The 19,698-nt window shown below is 68.4% G+C and carries 17 protein-coding genes; 12 read left to right on the top strand and 5 right to left on the bottom strand.

What is annotated here, in order from left to right; genetic code table 11:
- Window positions 1-30 precede the first annotated feature (30 nt).
- Window positions 31-438 carry a DUF4174 domain-containing protein gene (locus tag ASF53_RS00250; RefSeq protein ID WP_056192075.1) on the bottom strand — a complete coding sequence of 136 codons (408 nt, stop codon included), beginning with the start codon at window positions 436-438 and terminating at the stop codon, window positions 31-33.
- Window positions 439-531: 93 nt separating this feature from the next.
- Here ASF53_RS00250 and curA point away from each other — a divergent pair, with 93 nt between their 5' ends.
- The 7 genes from curA (at window position 532) to ASF53_RS00215 (ending at window position 8,415) form a co-directional block, all read left to right on the top strand.
- Complete coding sequence (curA, locus tag ASF53_RS00245) at window positions 532-1,548, top strand: NADPH-dependent curcumin/dihydrocurcumin reductase (protein ID WP_056192072.1); 1,017 nt, start codon at window positions 532-534, stop codon at window positions 1,546-1,548.
- A 206-nt stretch (window positions 1,549-1,754) separates the two neighbouring features.
- Entirely contained in the window at window positions 1,755-2,324 is a 570-nt protein-coding gene (ssb, locus tag ASF53_RS00240; RefSeq protein WP_056192069.1) for a single-stranded DNA-binding protein, read from the top strand.
- A gap of 285 nt (window positions 2,325-2,609) precedes the next feature.
- Window positions 2,610-3,662 (top strand): GSU2403 family nucleotidyltransferase fold protein, encoded by a 1,053-nt coding sequence (locus tag ASF53_RS00235; protein WP_286134028.1) that lies wholly within the window; start codon window positions 2,610-2,612, stop codon window positions 3,660-3,662.
- A gap of 102 nt (window positions 3,663-3,764) precedes the next feature.
- Entirely contained in the window at window positions 3,765-4,370 is a 606-nt protein-coding gene (locus ASF53_RS00230) for a helix-turn-helix domain-containing protein (RefSeq protein WP_056192064.1), read from the top strand.
- A gap of 265 nt (window positions 4,371-4,635) precedes the next feature.
- Window positions 4,636-4,995 carry a hypothetical protein gene (locus ASF53_RS00225; RefSeq protein ID WP_056192061.1) on the top strand — a complete coding sequence of 120 codons (360 nt, stop codon included), beginning with the start codon at window positions 4,636-4,638 and terminating at the stop codon, window positions 4,993-4,995.
- Window positions 4,996-5,070: 75 nt separating this feature from the next.
- Window positions 5,071-5,925: a pantoate--beta-alanine ligase gene (gene panC / locus ASF53_RS00220; protein ID WP_056192058.1), complete on the top strand. Its 855-nt coding sequence runs from the start codon at window positions 5,071-5,073 to the stop codon at window positions 5,923-5,925.
- 309 nt (window positions 5,926-6,234) lie between these two features.
- Window positions 6,235-8,415 carry a TonB-dependent siderophore receptor gene (locus ASF53_RS00215; protein ID WP_056192055.1) on the top strand — a complete coding sequence of 727 codons (2,181 nt, stop codon included), beginning with the start codon at window positions 6,235-6,237 and terminating at the stop codon, window positions 8,413-8,415.
- Between the two features lie 166 nt (window positions 8,416-8,581).
- Here ASF53_RS00215 and ASF53_RS00210 read toward each other — a convergent pair whose 3' ends face one another.
- The 3 genes from ASF53_RS00210 to ASF53_RS00200 form a co-directional block, all read right to left on the bottom strand.
- A complete protein-coding gene (locus tag ASF53_RS00210; protein WP_056192052.1) occupies window positions 8,582-10,420 on the bottom strand; it encodes an NADPH-dependent assimilatory sulfite reductase hemoprotein subunit in 1,839 nt (612 codons plus the stop codon).
- Between the two features lie 193 nt (window positions 10,421-10,613).
- Window positions 10,614-12,389 (bottom strand): diflavin oxidoreductase, encoded by a 1,776-nt coding sequence (locus ASF53_RS00205; protein WP_056192049.1) that lies wholly within the window; start codon window positions 12,387-12,389, stop codon window positions 10,614-10,616.
- 112 nt (window positions 12,390-12,501) lie between these two features.
- Window positions 12,502-13,005 carry an Lrp/AsnC family transcriptional regulator gene (locus tag ASF53_RS00200; protein ID WP_003603570.1) on the bottom strand — a complete coding sequence of 168 codons (504 nt, stop codon included), beginning with the start codon at window positions 13,003-13,005 and terminating at the stop codon, window positions 12,502-12,504.
- 264 nt (window positions 13,006-13,269) lie between these two features.
- Between ASF53_RS00200 and ASF53_RS00195 the strand changes: the two genes are divergently transcribed.
- The 4 genes from ASF53_RS00195 to ASF53_RS00180 all read left to right on the top strand — a co-directional run bounded on the left by ASF53_RS00195 (window position 13,270) and on the right by ASF53_RS00180 (window position 17,701).
- The gene (locus ASF53_RS00195) at window positions 13,270-14,079 is read left to right on the top strand and encodes a phosphoadenylyl-sulfate reductase (RefSeq protein WP_056192046.1); all 810 of its coding nucleotides are present in this window, start codon (window positions 13,270-13,272) and stop codon (window positions 14,077-14,079) included.
- A complete protein-coding gene (cysD, locus tag ASF53_RS00190; protein WP_056192043.1) occupies window positions 14,079-15,008 on the top strand; it encodes a sulfate adenylyltransferase subunit CysD in 930 nt (309 codons plus the stop codon). The genes ASF53_RS00195 and cysD overlap by 1 nt, the downstream gene beginning before the upstream one ends.
- A complete protein-coding gene (gene cysN / locus ASF53_RS00185) occupies window positions 15,008-16,417 on the top strand; it encodes a sulfate adenylyltransferase subunit CysN (RefSeq protein WP_056192040.1) in 1,410 nt (469 codons plus the stop codon). Before cysD ends, cysN begins: the two co-directional genes overlap by 1 nt.
- Before the next feature lie 243 nt (window positions 16,418-16,660).
- Window positions 16,661-17,701: an alginate O-acetyltransferase AlgX-related protein gene (locus tag ASF53_RS00180; protein ID WP_056192037.1), complete on the top strand. Its 1,041-nt coding sequence runs from the start codon at window positions 16,661-16,663 to the stop codon at window positions 17,699-17,701.
- Here the strand turns inward: ASF53_RS00180 and ASF53_RS00175 are convergent.
- Window positions 17,613-18,560 (bottom strand): YihY/virulence factor BrkB family protein, encoded by a 948-nt coding sequence (locus tag ASF53_RS00175; protein WP_056192034.1) that lies wholly within the window; start codon window positions 18,558-18,560, stop codon window positions 17,613-17,615. The genes ASF53_RS00180 and ASF53_RS00175 overlap by 89 nt on opposite strands.
- Before the next feature lie 107 nt (window positions 18,561-18,667).
- Here ASF53_RS00175 and ASF53_RS00170 point away from each other — a divergent pair, with 107 nt between their 5' ends.
- A complete protein-coding gene (locus ASF53_RS00170) occupies window positions 18,668-19,558 on the top strand; it encodes a DMT family transporter (RefSeq protein ID WP_056192030.1) in 891 nt (296 codons plus the stop codon).
- Window positions 19,559-19,698: the final 140 nt, after the last annotated feature.

Here is a 19,698-nt window from a genome sequence, read left to right as displayed (position 1 = left end):
GCCGCTCGCGGCCCCTTTTTCTTATGAGGGTCAGCGCCGCTTCGCCTCGTCCTGCCGCATCGGCATGGCGTCGATGGTGGAAAACAGCCGCTGGGGCGGGATCGGCTCCTCCGAGGTCAGCTTGGCGCCGCCATCCTTGCCGACGAGCACCGCCCGGAAGTCGTTGTCCGGCAGGCCGAGATGCCGGCGCAGGGCGGAGGCCGCCGCCCCCTTCCCCACCGCCTCGACCGTGACGAGATCGCGCTCGGACGCGCCCGTCCGCACCGATGCCAGCGCCTGTCGCTGCGCCCTCAGCCGCGCGTCCTCGGCATCCGGCGCGGCCAGGACCAGCACCCGCGATTGCCAGCGATAGCCCGCGAGCGGATCGTCCCCCGCCGCGCCGGCGGCGCCCCCTACCGCCAGCATCGCCGCCGTCACGGCCGCCGTCTTCCAGGCCATCGCGAATCTCCACGGCTGTGCTGCCATGCATTGCCGGAACCAGCGCGCGACCCATCTGCCCGGTTCCACCCCGAACAAACCCCGGAGGGCTCCATGGCAGTCGTCAACCGTCGGATCGTGCTGGCCGCGCGCCCACATGGCGAGCCGAAGCCCGAACATTTCCGCTTGGAAGAAGGGCGCACCCCCACGCCGCAACAGGGCGAGGTGCTGCTGCGGACCCGCTGGCTCTCCCTCGACCCCTATATGCGCGGGCGGATGAGCGCGGCGAAATCCTACGCCAAGCCCGTCGAGATCGGCGAGACCATGGTCGGCCAGACGGTGAGCGAGGTGGTCGCCTCGGAGAACCCGGCCTTCGCCGAGGGCGATCTCGTCCTGGCCTATGCCGGCTGGCAGGAATTCGCCGTCTCGGACGGCCAAAATCTGCGGCGCATCGACCCCGCCGACGGGCCGCCGAGCCAGTTCCTCGGCGTCCTCGGCATGCCCGGCATGACCGCTTATACCGGGCTTCTGGAGATCGGCCGGCCGCAGCCGAAGGAAACCGTCGTGGTCGCCGCCGCCACCGGGCCGGTCGGCTCGCTGGTCGGCCAGATCGCCCGCATCAAGGGCGCGCGGGCCGTCGGCATCGCCGGGGGCGCGGAGAAATGCGCTTATCTAACCGAGACGCTGGGCTTCGACGCGGCGATCGACCACCGCGCCGCCGACTTCCCCGACGCGCTAGCCCGCGCCTGTCCCGACGGGATCGACGTGTATTTCGAGAATGTCGGCGGGGCGGTGTTCGACGCGGTGCTGCCGCTTCTCAACGATTTCGCGCGGGTGCCGGTCTGCGGTCTCGTCGCGAGCTACAATTTGAGCGAACTCCCCGCCGGCCCCGACCGCTCACCGGTGCTGATGCGCGCCATCCTCACCAAGCGGCTGACGCTGCGCGGCTTCATCGTCTCGGATTTTGCCGCGATGCAGGGCGACTTCGTGCGCGATGTCGGCGGCTGGCTGCGGGCCGGGCGAGTCAAGGCGCGCGAGGACGTGGTCGAGGGCTTGGAGAACGCGCCGGCCGCCTTCGCCGGAATGCTGCGGGGCGCCAATTTCGGCAAGCTCGTCGTGAAGGTCGCCTGACTGGGACCGCGCCTCGACGAGCGAGACGCCGCTTGTCGCGCAATGAGAACAGAGATAGAACATTGACGCTGACCACGGCACGCGGTGGTTAGCGGGCACAACGGCCGCGGACGGCTTGCCGAGATGAAGCGGCACGCTCAAGAGTCGCGGCCATCGCGGGCGTGACGTACAATGCCCTGTGAGATCGGACCGGATGGAGAGATGAGATGGCGGGCAGCGTCAACAAGGTGATTCTGGTCGGCAATCTCGGGCGCGATCCCGAGACCCGGCGTCTGGCCTCGGGCGACCCCGTGGTGAACCTGCGCATCGCGACGTCGGAGTCCTGGAAGGACAAGGCGTCGGGCGAGCGCAAAGAGAAGACCGAGTGGCACTCGGTCGTGATCTACAACGACAACCTCGCTCGGGTGGCCGAGCAGTATCTGCGCAAGGGCTCGAAGGTCTACATCGAGGGCCAGCTCCAGACCCGCAAGTGGACCGACCAGTCGGGCGCGGAGAAGTACACCACCGAAGTGGTGCTTCAGCGCTTCCGCGGCGAGATGACGATTCTCGACGGCCGTGGCGGTGGTGGCGGCGGCGACTTCGCGGGCGAGGACGACGGCGGCGGCCAGATCAGCCGCGGCGGCGACCGGGGTGGTGATCGCGGCGGCGACCGCGGCGGGCGCGACGATTACGGCTCGAGCCGCTCCGGTGGCGGTGGCGGTGGTGGCGATCGCCGGCCCTCCTCGGGCGGCGGCGCCAAGCCGAACTACGACCTCGACGACGACATTCCGTTCTAGGATCTCTTGGACCAAGGAACGGCTCTGTGAGGGGACCGGCGCGGGCAGCGCCGGTCCCCTTTTTGCTTCATCGGACCTTGCTCGGCCTCGCGCGGCGCCTAGCATTCCGGCCCCTGCCGCACCGCTTTAACCCCGCAATCCCGTAAAGCAGAAGTCGCGGAGTTAAGCCGTTCTGGTACAAGCACTTGGGAGGAGCACTTCCGCTTCTCACGCCAGCGGTCCATACTTAACCCTCAAAGGCGCGCTGTTGCATCCGATGGGGTTAAATGCATGCTTTTCAGAAGCTTGCGTAACGAGCAGATCCGTCAGGCGATCGATGCGGAGCAGGTATTCAACGGCTATCGATCCGCGCGCAGCGAACTCGATGCACGCTTTCCCGGCTCGATGTCGTGGAAGACGATCGCGGGCGGCACCTACCTGTACCGAAAAGTTCACGGCGTGAGCCGTTCGCTCGGCCCGAAATCTCCCGAAACCGAGAAAACTTACGAAAGCTTCCGGAACGGGCGGGCGCGCGAGCGCGATCTGGTTCGCGGCCTCGCCACCCGGCTCGATGAAATGGCTCCGGTCAACCGGGCCCTTGGGATCGGCCGTGTGCCGCTCATCGGCGCGCGCGTGCTGCGTCAGCTCGACGGATCGGGACTGCTCGGACGGGCGATCCACGTCGTCGGTACGAACGCGCTCTATGCCTACGAGCGCATGGCGGGGGTCCGGATCGACAGCGGCTTGGTCGCGACCGGTGACGTCGATCTGCTCCTTGATGCTCGCCGGTCGCTCAAAATCGCCGCGCCTGCCGTCTCGTCAGAGGGCCTGCTCGGGCTTTTGCGAAAAGCAGACACGTCATTCTCGCTCATGGGTCGCAGGAGCTTCCGGGCCGTGAACCGGGACGGATTCATGGTCGATCGGATCAAGCCGGTTTCCGGAAACCGCTTCGCGGAAGCGGGCCACTCCCGTCTCGGCGGCGATGACGATCTTCACGCTGTCGAGATCGAGGGATTGGCCTGGCTCGTGAACAGTCCGAAACAGCGGGTGGTCGTGATCGATGATCGCGGATATCCGCTCGACATGGCGGTCCCCGATCCGCGCGCCTTCGCTCTCCACAAGGCGTGGCTCGCGGCCAGGGCGGATCGGGCACCGGCCAAGCGTCAGCGCGACGCGGCGCAAGCCAAGCTCGTCGCCGGGATGGTGGCCGAGAGGCTGCCGAACCTGCGCTTCGATGCCGACGATCTCTCGGCCCTTCCCGCCGCGCTGCGCCGAGCGGCCGCGAACCTCAACTCCGGGCCCGAAAGCAGGTCCGAGCAGCCAGACCGCGACGACGGGGGGCTTGAACCGGGATGGTGATCGACTGGTTCGGTCCTCATCCAGCCGTTGCCGGTGGCGGCGTCGAAATCCTGTACCATAATCATTTCGCGCCGTGACGGCGGAAGGAGCAGCCAGGGATCCATGCTGAACACAGCGTCGAATGCGCCCGTCGCGGAGGAGCGCCCCCTGGAAAAGGCGCTCGGCCACCAAGTCCGCTTGCTGCGGCGGGAGCGCGACCTGTCGGTGGCCGATCTCGGCAGCGCGGCCGGCATCTCGCCGGGCATGATCTCCAAGATCGAGAACGGGGCGATCTCGCCCTCGCTCGCCTCGATCAACGCGATCGCCTCGGCCCTCAACGTGCCGATCACCGCCCTTTTCGCCGCCTTCGAGGAGACCCGTGACTGCAGCTACGTGAAGCGCGGCCAGGGCGTGCCGATCGAGCGGCGCGGCACCAAGGTCGGGCATCTCTACGAGCTCCTCGGCGCCGGCATCCGCGGCGACGTGGTGGTGGAGCCCTATCTCATCACCCTGCAGGACGAGGCCGAGGCCTATACGAGCTTCCGCCATGTCGGGACGGAGTTCATCTACATGCTGACCGGCGAGGTGATTTACCATCACTCGGGCCAGGACTATCACTTGGCAGCCGGCGACGCGCTGATGTTCGATTCGAACGGCCTGCACGGCCCGGCCAAGCTCATCAAGACGCCGATGACCTATCTCTCCGTCATCGTCTATCCGCGGGTGTGAGCGCGTAGCGCGATCGCTCGAAGCCGCATGAGCGGCTTCGCGGCGCGAAGAGCGCCGCGCGGAGCGGACTTTTTGGGGCGTGAGCCCCGGAAAGTATCGAGCGGAGCGGAAGCCTAAGCCCGCGGAGGCGGGCGCCGGCGATTGAGGCCGTAAGAAAATCAGGGTGATCGCTTCAAGCGAGTGCCTTGCGTGAGCGCGCCGCGCGATAACGATCCGTTCACCATAAGCTGCAAGGCATCGTGGGACGGAGTGGGAGAGTGATGCGATGACGGCCGGTCGGCAGCGGGTGCGCGGCGCTCTCCTCGCCCTTTTCGGCCTCTTCGCCGGTCCCGGATTTGCAGCCGACCTGCCGGTGTTCGAGCCCGGCCCGCCCGTGGGAGCGCCCTTGGCGCCGCGCTTCTTCCCGCGGGGCGACGGGGATGCAGACGGCGACCGGCCGCCCCGCCCCCTGCCCCGCCCTCTCGTCGGCTGCGCCCCGCGCATCGTGCCGGTGCCGACCAACGCCCCCTACGATCCGAGCTATGTCGGCTCGGAATACGGACTGGGTAAGCCGAGCTATTACGGCTTCCGCCCCGGCCCCGGCTACGACGACCCGTTCGACCGGCCCTTGCGCTATTGCCCATAACGGGAGCCGCCCCGCTGGCATCCGGCGGCGGGGGCGCTTACCTGTGCGGCGCGTTTTCCTGCTCCGAGCCGCCCCATGTCCGACACGACCCTCCGCTTCGACACCCTTGAGGCTCTGCGTGCGCAGGTCGATGCGTGGCGGAAGGGCGGCGACCGGATCGTGCTGGTGCCGACCATGGGGGCGCTGCATGCGGGCCACCTCGCTCTTGTAGCGCATGCCAAGGCGATCGGCCGCCGGGCCATCGTCAGCATCTTCGTGAACCCGACCCAGTTCGGTCCGAACGAGGATTTTTCGCGTTACCCGCGCGACACCGAGACCGACGTGGCGCTGCTCGCCCAGGCCGGGGCCGATGCGGCGTGGCTCCCCTCCGTCGAGACCATGTACCCGACGGGGTTCTCGACGCGCATCGAGCCGGGCCCCGCGGCGGAGGGCCTGTGCGGCACGGTCCGGCCCGGCCATTTCTCCGGCGTCGCCACGGTCGTGACCAAGCTCATCAACCAAGTGCAGCCCGACATCGCCCTGTTCGGCGAGAAGGATTTCCAGCAATTGCAGGTGATCCGTTCGGTCGTCCGCGACCTCGACATGGCGGTCACGATCGAGGGCGTTCCAACCTTGCGCGAGGCGGATGGCCTCGCCCTCTCCTCGCGCAACCGCTACCTCGACCCGCGTGAACGTCAGATCGCGCCGCGCCTGCATGCGGTGCTCGCTGACATCGCCGAGCGCCTCGCCCGCGGCGCCGAGGCGGCTCCGCTCATCGCCGAGGGCGTCGCGGCCCTGGAGGCGGCGGGGTTCGGCCCGGTGCAGTATCTGGAAGTCCGCGACGCGCACACGCTTCAGCCCGTCTCACGGGCCGAGCGGGAGGCGCGGGTGCTGGTGGCGGCCTATCTCGGCAAGACGCGGCTCATCGACAACGTGGCGGTGCCGGTCTGACCCCACTCGCTGCGGGTGAGCCCGATTCTGCCTGATTACTTCAGGATGATGGATCCGGGCTTCGGCGGGCGCCTTTCCGGCCCTGCCGGAGCGCCCCTTCGGGAGGATTGACACCAGAAAACAGTGACATTCGGCAATGGCGGAACTTGACTGCTATTGCGCCCATGCAATTCAATACATCTTTGAAAAATACCTCATGAACCACAGCATTAAATCATTGATCTAGAAAAGTTATAAAAGATATCATTTGATTTAGACACCAAACCATCAAATGACAGTCCGGACTCAACCAAAGAAGAGACCGGGCCGATGCGGATTTCCTGCGTGATCGTGCAGCGTCGCTGCATGGCAGCCACGCTGTTGTTGTTGCTGTCGACCACGAGTTTCTTGGTCTCAGCCCGCACCGCCCAGGCTCAGGAGCCGGCGGCCGGCGTCACGCTCGACGAACTCACCGTGACCGGCGACGGCACCGCCGCAATCGGCTACCAGCCGCGGCGCAGCAGCTTCGGAACCGGCACCGAGACGCCGCTGCTCGACACCCCGGCCAACATCGCCGTCGTCTCCCAGGCCGTCCTGCGCGACCAGCGGGTGCTCAGCCTGGACGAGGCCCTTCGCAACGTCAGCGGCATCGCCCAGACCAACAGCCTCGGCGGCACGCAGGAGGGTGTGGTCCGCCGCGGCTTCGGCACCACCCGCGACAGCTCGATCCTGCGCGACGGGCGCCGCACGGTTCTCCAGCAGAACTTCAGCCACAGCATCGAGCGGGTCGAAGTGCTCAAGGGGCCGGCCTCGCTGCTCTACGGCATCTCGGAACCCGGCGGCCTGATCAACCTCGTGTCGAAGCGGCCGCTCTTCACCCGGCGGAACAGCCTCGACGTCACGGCGACGAGCTTCGGCGGCGCGATCATCCAGCCGGACCTGACCGGGCCGATCGAGGGGACCAACCTCGCCTACCGGATCGTGGGCGACGTGCAGGACTACGATTACTGGCGCAACTTCGGCACGATCCAGCGCCAGGTCGCGGCGCCCTCGCTGACATGGCGGGGCGACGACACCACCGTCACGATCGGCTACGAGTTCGCCCACTACAACATCCCGTTCGACCGGGGCACGACCTTCGATCCCCGCACCGGCCGTCCCCTTCGGGTCCCGCGGGAGCGGCGCTTCGACGAGGCCCTGAGCCGGGTCGAGGCGATGAGCCATCTCGGCAGCCTCGATATCGAGCACCGCTTCAACGACGCCTGGAAGATGCAGGTCGGCTTCACCGCCAGCAACCTGACCTACGACGACAACCAGATCCGTCCGGTCTCCTACAACGCGGCCACCGGCTTCCTCACCCGCCGGGCCGACGCGACCCGCGGCGCCGACTTCAACTCCCAGGTTGCCCGCGTGGATCTCGTGGGCCGGTTCGAGGCGCTGGGCCTGCGCCACGACCTTTTGGTCGGGGCGATGCACGAGCGCGTCGATTACTATCGCCGGGAGAGCTACCGGGGCGCCAACCAGGACGGCTTCAACGTCTTCGATCCGGTCTACGGGCAGATCGCCGCCTCGAACCGCCTGTCGCTGCCGGCGAGCAACAACCGCGACCGGCTCATCAACACGAGCCTCTACCTTCAGGACTCGATCCATCTCACCGATCAGCTCACCCTCGTGGCCGGGGCGAGCGCGCAGTTCTTCGATCAACTCGCCTTTGCAGGGGTCCCGGCCGTCGTCTCGACGGATATCAACGGGATCAAGCCGCTGCCGCGGGCGGGCCTCGTCTACAAAATCGCCCCTCACCTCTCGGTCTATGGCAGCTACACCCAGTCCTTCCGTCCGAACGTGACCGACCTCGATCGCACCGGGGCGCTGCTGCCCGAGGAGGGCGACGCTTGGGAGGTCGGCGTCAGGGCGGAGTTGGGGACCGGCCTGCTCGTGACCGGCGCGGTCTTCGACACCGAGAAGACCAACGTGCTCGTCACGCAGGTCGTGAACGGCATCCGCACGGCGGCGACCGCCGGCAAGGCGCGCTCGCGCGGCTTCGAACTCGACGTGGCGGGGCAGATCCTGCCGGATTGGTCGGTGATCGGCAGCTACGGATTCACCGATGCCATCGTCACCGAGGATCCGTTGCTGGCCGGAAACCAGTTGCTCAACACGCCGCGGACGACCGCAACGCTCTTCGTGACGCATCAGGTCGGGCTCGTGGCCCCGGCCACGACCGTGGGCTCGGTGCAGTTCGGCGACGGCTTCCTCGAAGTCGGGATGGGCTCGCGCTATGTCGGCGAGCGGCCGGGCGATGCGGCCAACACCTTCACCCTGCCCGATTACGTCGTGTGCGATGCCTTCCTGAGCTACCGGACCAGCGTGAACGGCCTCCCGGCCGCGCTCCAGCTCAACCTCAAGAACTTCCTCGACGAGACCTATTACCCGTCCTCGGGGGCCAGCAACGTGCTGGTAGCCGTCGGCGAGCCCTTCCAGGCGCTGGTGACGGCTCGGGTCTCATGGTGAGATTCGGCTTCGGGGACGGCTCGCGAGCACCGGGCCGTCTCCGAGGGTAGAGGATCGACCCGAACGGTGATTGCCGGCGTTCGGAAAGAGGTGATGCAAATACAAAAATAAGCGCATCGTCCCGGATCCGGTCTCCAGGACGATGCGCTCGATCGCGCCGGGCCGATCAGGCCGCCCGCAGCGGGCCCGTATGCTCGTGGAAGTCCGGGCCGTTGCTGGTCTTGGCCACGAAGCCGGCGCGGATCACGAAGTCACCGAAGTGCTCGCCGGGCTGCCGGTCCTTGGCATAGGCGGCAAACAGCGGCTCCAGCGTGTCCCTGATCTCGCTGGCGAGCACGTCCTCGCGGTAGAGCTTGCTCAGCCGGGAGCCGTCGAAGGCGGCGCCGAGATAGAGGTGGTAGCGCTCAGGGCCGCGGCCGACGAGGCCGATCTCGGAGATGAAGGGCCGGGCGCAGCCGTTCGGGCAGCCGGTCGAGCGGATGGTGATCGGCTCGTCCTGCAACCCGTGGCGGGCGAGGCTTTCCTCCAGCTCGGTGAGGAGATCCGGCAGGTAGCGCTCGCTCTCGGCCAGTGCGAGGCCGCAGGTCGGCAGCGCGACGCAGGCCATGGAATTGCGGCGCAGGGCCGAAGCCCCACGGGTCAGGCCGTACTCATCGACCAGCGCGTCGATCTCGGCGCGCTTGCCGGCGGGCACGTTGGCGATGATGACGTTCTGGTTGCCGGTGAGGCGGAAGTCGCCCTCGTGCACCTCGGCGATGCGGCGCAGGCCCGAGAGGAATTGCGGCCCGCCCTCGATGTCCTTGATCCGGCCCGACGGCACGTAGAGCGTAAGATGGTGGCGCCCGTCATCGCCCTCGACCCAGCCGTAGCGGTCGCCGTTGCCGTCGAAGGTGAAGGGCTTGGGCGCGCCGAGCTTCTTGCCGATCCGCTTCTCGACCTCGGTCCGGAACGCGTCGAGGCCGAAGCGCTCGATCGTGTACTTGAGCCGGGCGTTCTTGCGGTTTTTGCGGTTGCCCCAGTCGCGCTGGACCGTCATCACGGCTTCCGCCGCCTTCAGCGCATCCTCGGGCTCCACGAAGCCGAGGACATCCGCCGTGCGCGGAAACGTGTCGGCCTCGCCATGGGTCATGCCCATGCCGCCGCCGACGGTGACGTTCCAGCCCGTGACCTTGTTCGCCTTGTCGAGGATGGCGATGAAGCCGAGGTCGTGGGCGAAGATGTCGACCTCGTTGGAGGGCGGCACCGCGACCACGGTCTTGAACTTCCGCGGCAGGTAGGTCTTGCCGTAGACCGGCTCGACCTCGGCCGCGTCCTCGCCGCCGACCACGCGCTCGCCGTCGAGCCAGATCTCGCGCCACGCGCCGGTCTTCGGCAGCAGGGTGTCGGAAATGTCCTTGGCGAGCTGCAGCGCGACCTTGTGGGCGCCGGCCTGCGCGGGGTTCGTCGCGGCCATGACGTTGCGGTTGACGTCGCCGCAGGCGGCGATGGTGTCGAGCAGCGCCGAGTCGATCGCCGCCATGGTGCGCTTGAGGTTCGACTTGATGACGCCGTGATACTGGAACGTCTGCCGGGTCGTCGCCCGCAGGGCGCTGCCGGCATAGGTCGTGGCGATGTTGTCGAGGATCAGCCACTGCTTCGGCGTGATGACGCCGCCCGCGATGCGCAGGCGGATCATGAAGCTGTAGGCCTTCTCGAGCTTCTTCTTCGTGCGCTCCGCCCGGATGTCCCGGTCGTCCTGCATGTACATGCCGTGGAACTTGACCAGCTGGCCGTCATCCTCGGAGATCGCGCCGGTGGCGTGCTTGAGCAGCCCGTCGGCGAGCCCGCCGCGGAGATAGCCGCTGGCGATCTTCAGGTGCTCGTTATGGGCGAGCCCGGCGGCCCGCGCGGCCTCCGCCTCCGTGATCGGAAGCTCGGTCGGCGGCGTCTCGTAGCGGCGCGCGCCGATGCCGGGCGTGTCCACGGCGGGGCCGTCAGGGGTTTCGATCGGCTTGTGGTCGTCCATGGTGGTGATCCGATATCTTCGACCCTCCCCCCTATGCGGGGGAGGGTGCCTCGCGGATGCGAGGCGGGAGAGGGGAGCGACGGTGCAGCTTGGCCGCGTCCGCCGCGAAATCTCCGGAAGCCGGGTTCCCCTCACCCGACCCCCTCCGGGGGCCACCCTCTCCCGCAGAGGGGAGAGGGCTTACGGCGTGCTCTCAGTAAACGTCCTGCTGGTAGCGCCGGGCGCGCTCCAGCGACGCGACATGCGCCTCGGCATCGGCGCTGCTGAGGCCCTTCACGCTCTCGAAGGCGCGCACCACGGCGGCGCGCACGTCCTTGGCCATGTTCTTGGCATCGCCGCAGACGTAGAAATGGGCGCCGCCATCAAGCCACGCCACCACCTCGGCGGCATGTGCGTCGATCCGATCCTGCACGTAGATCTTCTCCGGCTGGTCGCGGGAGAAGGCCACGTCGATCTTGGCCAGCGAGCCATCCTCCAACGCGTCCTGCCATTCGAGCTGGTACAGGAAGTCGTGGGTGAAGTGGCGGTCGCCGAAGAACAGCCACGAGCGGCCGGGCGCCTCCGTGGCGCGGCGCTCCTGCACGAAGGCGCGGAACGGCGCGACGCCGGTGCCGGGGCCGACCATGATGATGTCGGTCGACGGGTCGGAGGGCAGGCGGAAATGCTTGTTCGGCTTCACCCGAACCCGCAGCTTGGCGCCGTTCTTGATGCGGTCGGCGACATGCACCGAGGCGACGCCGGAGCGGGCGCGGCCATGGGTCTCGTAGCGCACGGCGGCGATGGTGAGATGCACCTCGTCGCCCACCTCCTTGCGTGAGGAGGCGATGGAATAGGCCCGCGGCGGCAGCGGCCGGGTGACGGTGTTGAGGTGCTCGGCCGTCAGCGGGGCGGGGAAGCGCTCGATCAGGTCGATCAGGTGGCGGCCCTCGATCCAGGCCTTCACCTCGCCGCTCTCGACGAATTTCTGCGCATCCGCATGGCCGGTGGCCTTGGCGAAGCGCTCGACCGTCGTGGGCGAGAGCGTGGTGATATCGCGCTCGGCGAGCAGCGCCTTGCGCAGAGCCTCGTCGCCGCTGAGGCCCGTCGCGCGCAAGATCTCGTCCACGAGCTGCGGGTCGTTCTCCGGGAAGATTTCCAGCGAGTCGCCGGGCTCGTAGGCCGGCGCCCCATCCTCGAATTCGAGGGCGAGGTGGATCGTCTCCTTGTCGGAGCGCGAGGAGTTGAGGTTCACGTGGTCGATCACCTCGACCACGGCCGGCTCGCGGCTGACCTCGCCATCCTCGTCCTCGGCGCCAGCGCGGAAATCCACCGCCACGACGTTGTCGGCCGGGCTTTCGGCCGGCGCCAGCGCCTTCAGCGTGCCCTTGATCCACTCGGCGGCGGGCTTCTCGAAATCGAGGTCGAGATCCGCGCGGTCATAGGCCCGCTTGGCGCCGAGCGCCTCGAAGCGCGCGTCGAGCGCCTTCCCGATGGCGCAGAACTCCGCGTAGCTGGTGTCGCCCAGCGCCAGCACGCCGAACGTGAGGCCGTCGAGGCGCGGCGCGGCATCGGACATCAGCTCGCCATAGGCCCGCACGGCGCGGGCCGGGGGCTCGCCCTCGCCCCAGGTCGCAGCGATGGCGATGAGCTTGCCGGCCTTGGGCAGGGTGGCCAGATCGAGATCGGCGAAATCCACGATCTTCGGCTTGAAGCCCTGCTTGCGCGCGAGCTTGCTCACGTCGCCCGCGAGCTTTTCGGAATTGCCCGATTCGGACGCGAACAGGATCGTCAGCGGCTCGGCCGCCTTCGGGGGCGCGGCCGGGGCGGCGGCCGCGGTGGCGGGTTGGCCGGCGGCCGCGTCGAGACCGGCGAGGAAGCCCGTCAGCCACGCGCGCTGGATCGGCGTCGCCGCTCCGAGCGCCGCGTCGAGATGGGCCCGCTCCTGATCTCCGAAGGGAGCCGTGCGGGGGAGGAGTGCTTGCCTGGACATTGTGGGTGCCATGTCGTCCGCCGGAGCGCCGCTGTCAACGTCGAAACGTCCGTTTTAAAGAACGCCCCGCAGAGAGAAGAGATTGTTCGCTGTTGCGTCGCAATAAGGAATTTTATTCTCCAACCACCGCCAGCCGCGGCTCGGCCCGTCCCCGCGGGGGCGGCGCCGGCAGCGGCAGGGCGGTGGTCGACTTCACCTTTTCCATGGCGAAGCGCGAGGTCACGTTCTTGAGAGGCAGGGTCGCGATCAGGTTCTTATAGAACGTGTCGTAGGCCGCCATGTCGGCCACGACGACGCGGAGCATGTAATCGACGTCGCCGGCCATGCGGTAGAATTCGAGCACCTCCGGCATCGCCGCGATCCGGTCGGCGAATTGCTCCAGCCAATCCTTGGAATGGTCGGCGGTCTCGATGGAGACGAAGACGGTGAGGCCGAGCCCGAGTTTGACGGGATCGAGCACGGCCACGCGCCGATCGATCACGCCATCGGCCTCAAGGCGCTGAATCCGCTTCCAGCACGGGGTCTGCGACAGCCCGACCTGCTCGCCGATGGCGGCGATGGAGAGCGTGGCGTCTTTCTGCAGGAGCGCGAGGATCTTGAGGTCGATCGAGTCCAAAGGGGCCTCTCCGGAGTTTGTGGCGAGGATAGTCTCACGAGGGCGCCACCCGGACGACCGGGCGACGAGCCCGATCGGGCGCCTCGTTGAGAAGATTCTTTTCTAATTGGGCAACAATCCGCCGCGGCGACCGTTGCAGGCTCATTCGCGGCGCAGCAGAGGATTGCGTGCGCGAAAGCACCGCAAGGGTCCCGGCGCCTTGACAGCGTTCGTTATAGCGAACATTTCAGAGCTCCGACAAGCAGGCAATCCGATTTTACGCACATGACCGCTGCTCTCGTTCGAGCGGCCGGGGACCTCGCCGAAGCCATGGCGGGGCTGGACCTCCGGGGGCGTATCCGCCTCGTCGAGGACCGCATCCCGGGCCGGCTCGTCTTCACCACCAGCCTCGGCATTGAGGATCAGGCGCTCACGCACGCGCTCGCCCTGAACAAGGGGCGCACCGAGATCGTGACGCTCGATACCGGCCGGCTCTACCCCGAGACCTACGACGTCTGGACCGAGACGGAGGCCGCCTACGGCATCCGCATCCGAGCCTACGCGCCGGAGCGGATCGCGGAGGAAGAGTTCGTCGCGCGCGAAGGCATCAACGGCTTTCGCCACTCGATCGCGGCGCGGCAGGCCTGCTGCGGCTTCCGCAAGGTCGAGCCGTTGGGCCGGGCGCTCAGCGGCGCGGCGGCGTGGTTCACGGGGCTTCGCGCCGGGCAATCCGCCAACCGGGCGGACACGCCGCTGGCGGAAGCCGACGAGGGCCGCGGGCTGATCAAGGTCAACCCGCTCGCCGACTGGTCGCGCGCCGACGTCGATCGCTTCGTGCGCGACAACTTCATTCCCTACAACACGCTGCACGATCGCGGCTTCCCCTCGATCGGCTGCGCGCCCTGCACCCGCGCCGTGAAGGTCGGCGAGGACGAGCGCGCCGGCCGGTGGTGGTGGGAGCAGGAATCCAAGAAAGAGTGCGGCCTGCACCTGCACAGGCCGGAAGGCGACGTGGCGCCCGGACAGGAGGCCGCCGCCTTCGAGGAGCCGGCCAGCGCCGCGACCTCACGCGAACACAGAAGGGAACTGGTCTGATGAGCGCCGCCGTCGCCGCGCCCCTGCGCACCCGCCTGACGCATCTGCAGCGTCTGGAGGCCGAGAGCATCCACATCTTCCGGGAGGCGGTCGCCGAAGCCGAGAACCCGGTGATGCTCTACTCGATCGGCAAGGATTCGTCGGTGCTGCTGCACCTGGCGCTGAAGGCCTTCGCGCCGGGGCGCCTGCCGTTCCCCCTGATGCACATCGACACGACTTGGAAGTTCCGCGAGATGATCGCCTTCCGCGATCGGCGCGCCAAGGAACTCGGGCTCGAACTCATCGTGCACACGAATCAGGACGGGCTCGCCAAGGGCATCGGCCCGGTGAGCCATGGTTCGGAAGTGCACACCGACGTGATGAAGACGCAGGCCCTCCGGCAGGCGCTCGACAAGTACAAGTACGACGTGGCCTTCGGCGGCGCCCGCCGCGACGAGGAGGCCAGCCGCGCCAAGGAGCGCATCGTAAGCTTGCGCAACGGCCAGCACCGCTGGGACCCGAAGCGCCAGCGCGCCGAGCCGTGGCACCTCTACAATTTCAAGAAGCGGCGCGGCGAGAGTTTTCGCGTGTTCCCGCTGTCCAACTGGACCGAGTTGGATATCTGGCTCTACATCGAGCAGGAAAACATTCCGATCGTGCCGCTCTACTTCGCCGCCGAGCGGCCGGTGGTCGAGCGCGACGGCCAGCTCATCATGGTCGATGACGACCGCTTTCCACTGGAGCCGGGCGAGACCCCGCAGCAGCGGCAGGTCCGGTTCCGCACGCTCGGCTGCTACCCGCTGACCGGCGCGGTCGAGAGCCCGGCCGCGACCCTGCCGGAGATCATCGGCGAGACGCTGGCCGCCCGCACCTCGGAGCGCCAGGGCCGGGTCATCGACAAGGACGGCGCCGGCGCCATGGAGCGCAAGAAGCAGGAGGGCTATTTCTGATGACCATCCATCAGTCTCCGGAAGCGTTCGGCTACGACGCCTTCCTGCGCCAGCACCAGAACAAGGAAGTCTTGCGCTTCATCACCTGCGGCTCGGTCGATGACGGCAAGTCCACCCTGATCGGGCGGCTGCTGCACGACACCAAGCAGATCTTCGACGATCAGGTGACGGCGCTCCAGCGCGATTCGCGCAAGCACGGCACGCAAGGGGGCGAGGTCGATCTCGCACTGCTGGTCGACGGTCTCCAGGCCGAGCGCGAGCAGGGCATCACCATCGATGTCGCCTACCGCTTCTTCTCGACGGACCGGCGCTCGTTCATCGTCGCCGACACCCCCGGCCACGAGCAGTACACCCGCAACATGGCCACCGGCGCCTCGACCGCCGACGTCGCCGTGATCCTGGTGGATGCCCGTCACGGGCTGACCCGCCAGACCCGGCGCCACGCGCTGCTCGTCTCGCTGCTCGGCATCCGCCGGGTGGCGCTCGCCATCAACAAGATGGATCTCGTCGGCTGGTCGCAGGACAAGTTCGAGGCGATCGTCTCCGGCTTCCAGGCCTTTGCCGCGCCGCTGAACTTCATCGAGGTGCGGGCGATCCCGCTCTCGGCCAAGAACGGCGACAACGTCGTCCTGCCAGGCGCCGCCGCCACGTGGTACACGGACGTTCCGCTGCTGCGCTACCTTGAGGACGTGCCGGTGAAGTCGGAGGAGCGCGCCGCCGCCTTCCGCATGCCGGTGCAGTGGGTGAACCGCCCGAACTCCGACTTCCGCGGCTTCTCGGGGCTGATCGCCTCGGGCTCCGTCGCGCCGGGCGATGCCGTCACCGTCGCGCCCTCCGGCAAGACCTCGACGATTGCCCGCATCTTCACCGCCGACGGCGATCTGAAGCGGGCGAGCGAGGGTCAGTCGGTCACGCTGGTGCTGGCCGACGAAATCGATGCCTCGCGCGGCGCGGTGATCGCGACTTCGGACGCGCCGCTGACGCTGACCGACAGCCTCGACGTGCGCCTGTTCTGGGCCGCCGAATCCGATCTCGTCCCCGGCGCCAACCTCTGGGCGAAGGTCGGCACGCAGACCGTCAACGCGGTGGTGAAGGCGGTGCACCGCCGGATCGATCCGGAGACCGGACAGGCGGGCCCGGCGGCCAAGCTCGCGGTCAACGATATCGGCGACGTGACGCTGACCCTCGACCGGCAGATCGCCGTCGATCCCTATGCCGAGAACCGCGACACCGGCAGCCTGATCCTGATCGACCGCGAGACCACCGACACGGCCGCGCTCGGCCTCGTCCAGACGGTCGTTGCGTCGAGCAAGGTCGCTCCGGCACCGACCGCGTCTGTGACGGCTTCGGCGGAGCCCGCCCGTAGCGGCGGCTTGCTGGCCGGCCTCAAGCGGCTGTTCGGCGGATAAGGCCCTCACGGTAGAACCCCTCTCCCCTCTGCGGGAGAGGGTGGCCCCCGAAGGGGGGCGGGTGAGGGGCCGGCTCCGCACTGTCCGGAAGCGTCGCTCCCCTCTCCCGCCCGCTGAAGCGGGCCCCCTCCCCCACCCAAGTCGGGCCTGCCCGCCTTGGGCAGACGCTTTCGGATCTTGGGCAAGCCCGAGATCCGGGGGGGAGGGTTTGGCGCTCGGCGTCCGCCCCGCTAGAACCACCCCATGACCTCCGCCCCCGATCCGGCCGCCGACGTGTACGAGGGCCGGGACGGCTGGCTGTTCCTGATTCGCGGCAACAACCGGGTGCTGGACCAGTATGGCCGGCCGGGCGTCTCGCGGCGGACGCTGTGGCGCTGGCGGCGGATTATCGAGACCCGCATGCGGCGCTGCGCCCGGCTCGGCGCGACCTACTTTCACGCCCTCGCCCCGGAAAAGCTCACCGTCTATCCCGAATTGGCCGAGGGGCTCGCCTTCGACCCGGCCCGCGCGCCCGCGCTCCGCCTCGCCCGCTGGCTCACCGCCTCGCCGGGTGCCCGCGCCTGGGTGGATCTCACGGGCGCCTTCCGCGCGGCGAAGGATGGCCCGCCGCTCTACCTGCGCACCGACACCCACTGGACGCATCAAGGCTGCGTGCTGGCCTACCGCACGATCCTGGCGCGGATGGGCGTGCCCCCGCGCGCGGACATCGAGGCGCGACGCGCGCGCACCGCCCTCCCTTTCACGGGCGATCTCGGCCTCAAATTCATGCCCCACCGCTCGGAATGGGCGGAAGGCAGCGCGATCGCGAGCGAGGCCCGGCGCATCCACGCCAACGGCCTGCTCTTGGAGATGGAAGGGCTCGGGCGCGGTGGCGATGCCCATCTCGGCGCGCATGCGGTGTTCCGCAACGACGATCCGGGGGCCGATCCGCGCCGCCTCGTGATCTTCGGCGATTCCTACGCGCAGCACACCCCCCACAGCCCGGTCGCGACGCTCACCGCACTCTTCGCCGACACGTTCCGCGAGGTGCATTTCCTGTGGTCGACGGGGATCGACTGGCACTATCTCGAAGCCGTCCGCCCCGATTTCGTCCTCGGCGAGATGGCCGAGCGCTTCGTGATCGACCTGCCGCCGCAGGGTATCCGGATCGAGCGGCTCGCGGAACTGGCCCGCGAGCGCAAACTCATGGGCGAGATCACGGCAGCGGATTCGCGCTTACCCGCGCCGCCTCCGCCTGACGCGCCCGCATCCGCGCCTGCAACCGCTGACGCCGCGCCGCGATGATCGTGCCGTTCACCTCGCCGCCGAACAGGAACATCGCCGCGAGCCAGTAGAGGAACACGAGGAAGATCATCGCCGTGGCGAGGCCGCCATAGGTCGAGGCGTAGGCGTTCGAGAAGCGGTCGAGATAGAAGCCGAAGCCAAGGCCGGCGAGGAACCACAGGCACAGCGTCACGACGATGCCCGGCAGGACCGACAACACCGGCCGCCGCCCGGCCGCGACGAATTTATGCGCGATCACCAGCACCAGCGCGATCAGGAAGGCGGTGACGCCGATGCGCCCGATGGCGACGGTGAGCCCCAGCGGCTCCAGCCCCGGCGCGACGAAGACGAGTTGGCGCCAGATCAGCGGCCCGAGCACCACGAGCAGCGCGAAGGCCAGCATCGCGCAGGCGCCGCAGACGACGTAGCCGATCGATTCGAGCCGGGTGAGCCACCACGGCCGCATCTCGCGGATGCCGTAGGCGCGGTTGAGCCCGACCCGCAGCGACTCGACCCCCGAGGACGAGAAGTAGAGCGCCAGCAGCGCGCCGAGCGTCAGCACCCCGCCGCGCTGCTCGGTGAGCAGGCGGTGCACCTCGCCGACGATGGGTTTGGCCACCTCCCGCGGCACCGCATCGAAGATCAGCGTGCCGGCCTCGTCCGCCAGCGACTTGCTGCCGACCAGGCCGGCCAGCGCCGCGAGCAGGATCAGGAACGGGAACAGCGAGGTCAGCATCGACAGCGCGATGTGGCTGGCGATCGCCCAGCCGTCATGGGCGACGAAGCGCTGCGCGGCGATGCCCGTCACGTCGAGGATCTTCTTGAATCGGCTCAAGGGAGGAGACGGCTTCTTCGGCTGAGTCGAGGCGGGCCGCTCCATACGGGCCAATGGGCGGTGCGCGTCAATCTCGGGCGCTGGCCGAGCATGGCCGCCCTCAGGTTTCTCCGATTGCCATGAGGTCGGTTGCGTGCTGCCTGCCGGGCGCCATGTCGAGCATTCTCTCCAGCCTGATCCCGGCCGCTTTCGTGCTGATCTGGGCGAGCGGTTTCGTCGCCGCCCGCTACGTGGCGCCCTATGCCGAACCGCTGGCCTTCGTCGCCCTGCGGCTGCCGCTGGTCGCGCTCGTTCTGGCCGGGATTGCCTCCCTCCGGCGCGCCCGCTGGCCGCGTGATGCCGCCGGCTGGCGCGACGGAATGGTCGCGGGCGTGCTGATGCAGGGCATCTATGTCGCCGGGGTGTTCTGGTCGGTGCATCGGGGCCTGCCCGCCGGCATCGCCGCCCTGGTCGGCAGCCTTCAGCCGCTCCTCACGGCGGCGGCCTCGCAACCGCTGCTCGGCGAGCGGGTCGCGCCCCGGCGCTGGGCCGGCATCGGTCTAGGCTTTCTCGGCGCGGGGTTGGTGCTCGCCCCGAAGCTCGGTTCAGTCGATGCCGCCGGCATCCCGCCGGATGCGCTCGCTGTGTGTCTCACCGCGATGCTGGCCATGACCGCGGGCACGCTCTGGCAGAAGCGCAAGGGGGCGGGTGCCGACCTCGTCACCAATGCCTGCCTGCAATTCATCGGCGGCACCGCCTTCGCGGTCCCGCTCGCGCTGATCGCCGGCGAGACGCATCTTACCCTCAGCCTGCCGCTCGGCCTCGGCATGGCGTGGTCGGTCCTCGTCAATTCGGTCGGCGGCATCCTGTTGCTGCTGGCGCTGATCCGGCGCGGCGCGGTGGCCGGCGTCGCCTCGCTGCTCTTCCTCGTGCCACCGGTCTCGGCGGCCATCGCCTACGCCCTTTTCGGCGAGGCCCTGACCCCGGTGCAGATCGCCGGCATGGCGGTGGCGGCCGCCGGCGTCGGCTTGGCGAGCGGACCGCAGACACGCGCAACACGGTGAACCGTATGATGAATTCAGCCTAAAGACGGGGGATGCGGCGATGAGAAACCACTATTGTGCCGGCGATCCGGCCTATAAAGGAAGCATCTAACCGGTTTCCCGAGAACCGCGCTCCGCCACGCCACCCACTTCGGCTCGGA

Origin of the sequence: Methylobacterium sp. Leaf123 (genome assembly GCF_001423405.1) — a bacterium.
GTDB lineage: Bacteria > Pseudomonadota > Alphaproteobacteria > Rhizobiales > Beijerinckiaceae > Methylobacterium.
This window is presented reverse-complemented; position numbering and strand designations above follow the sequence as displayed.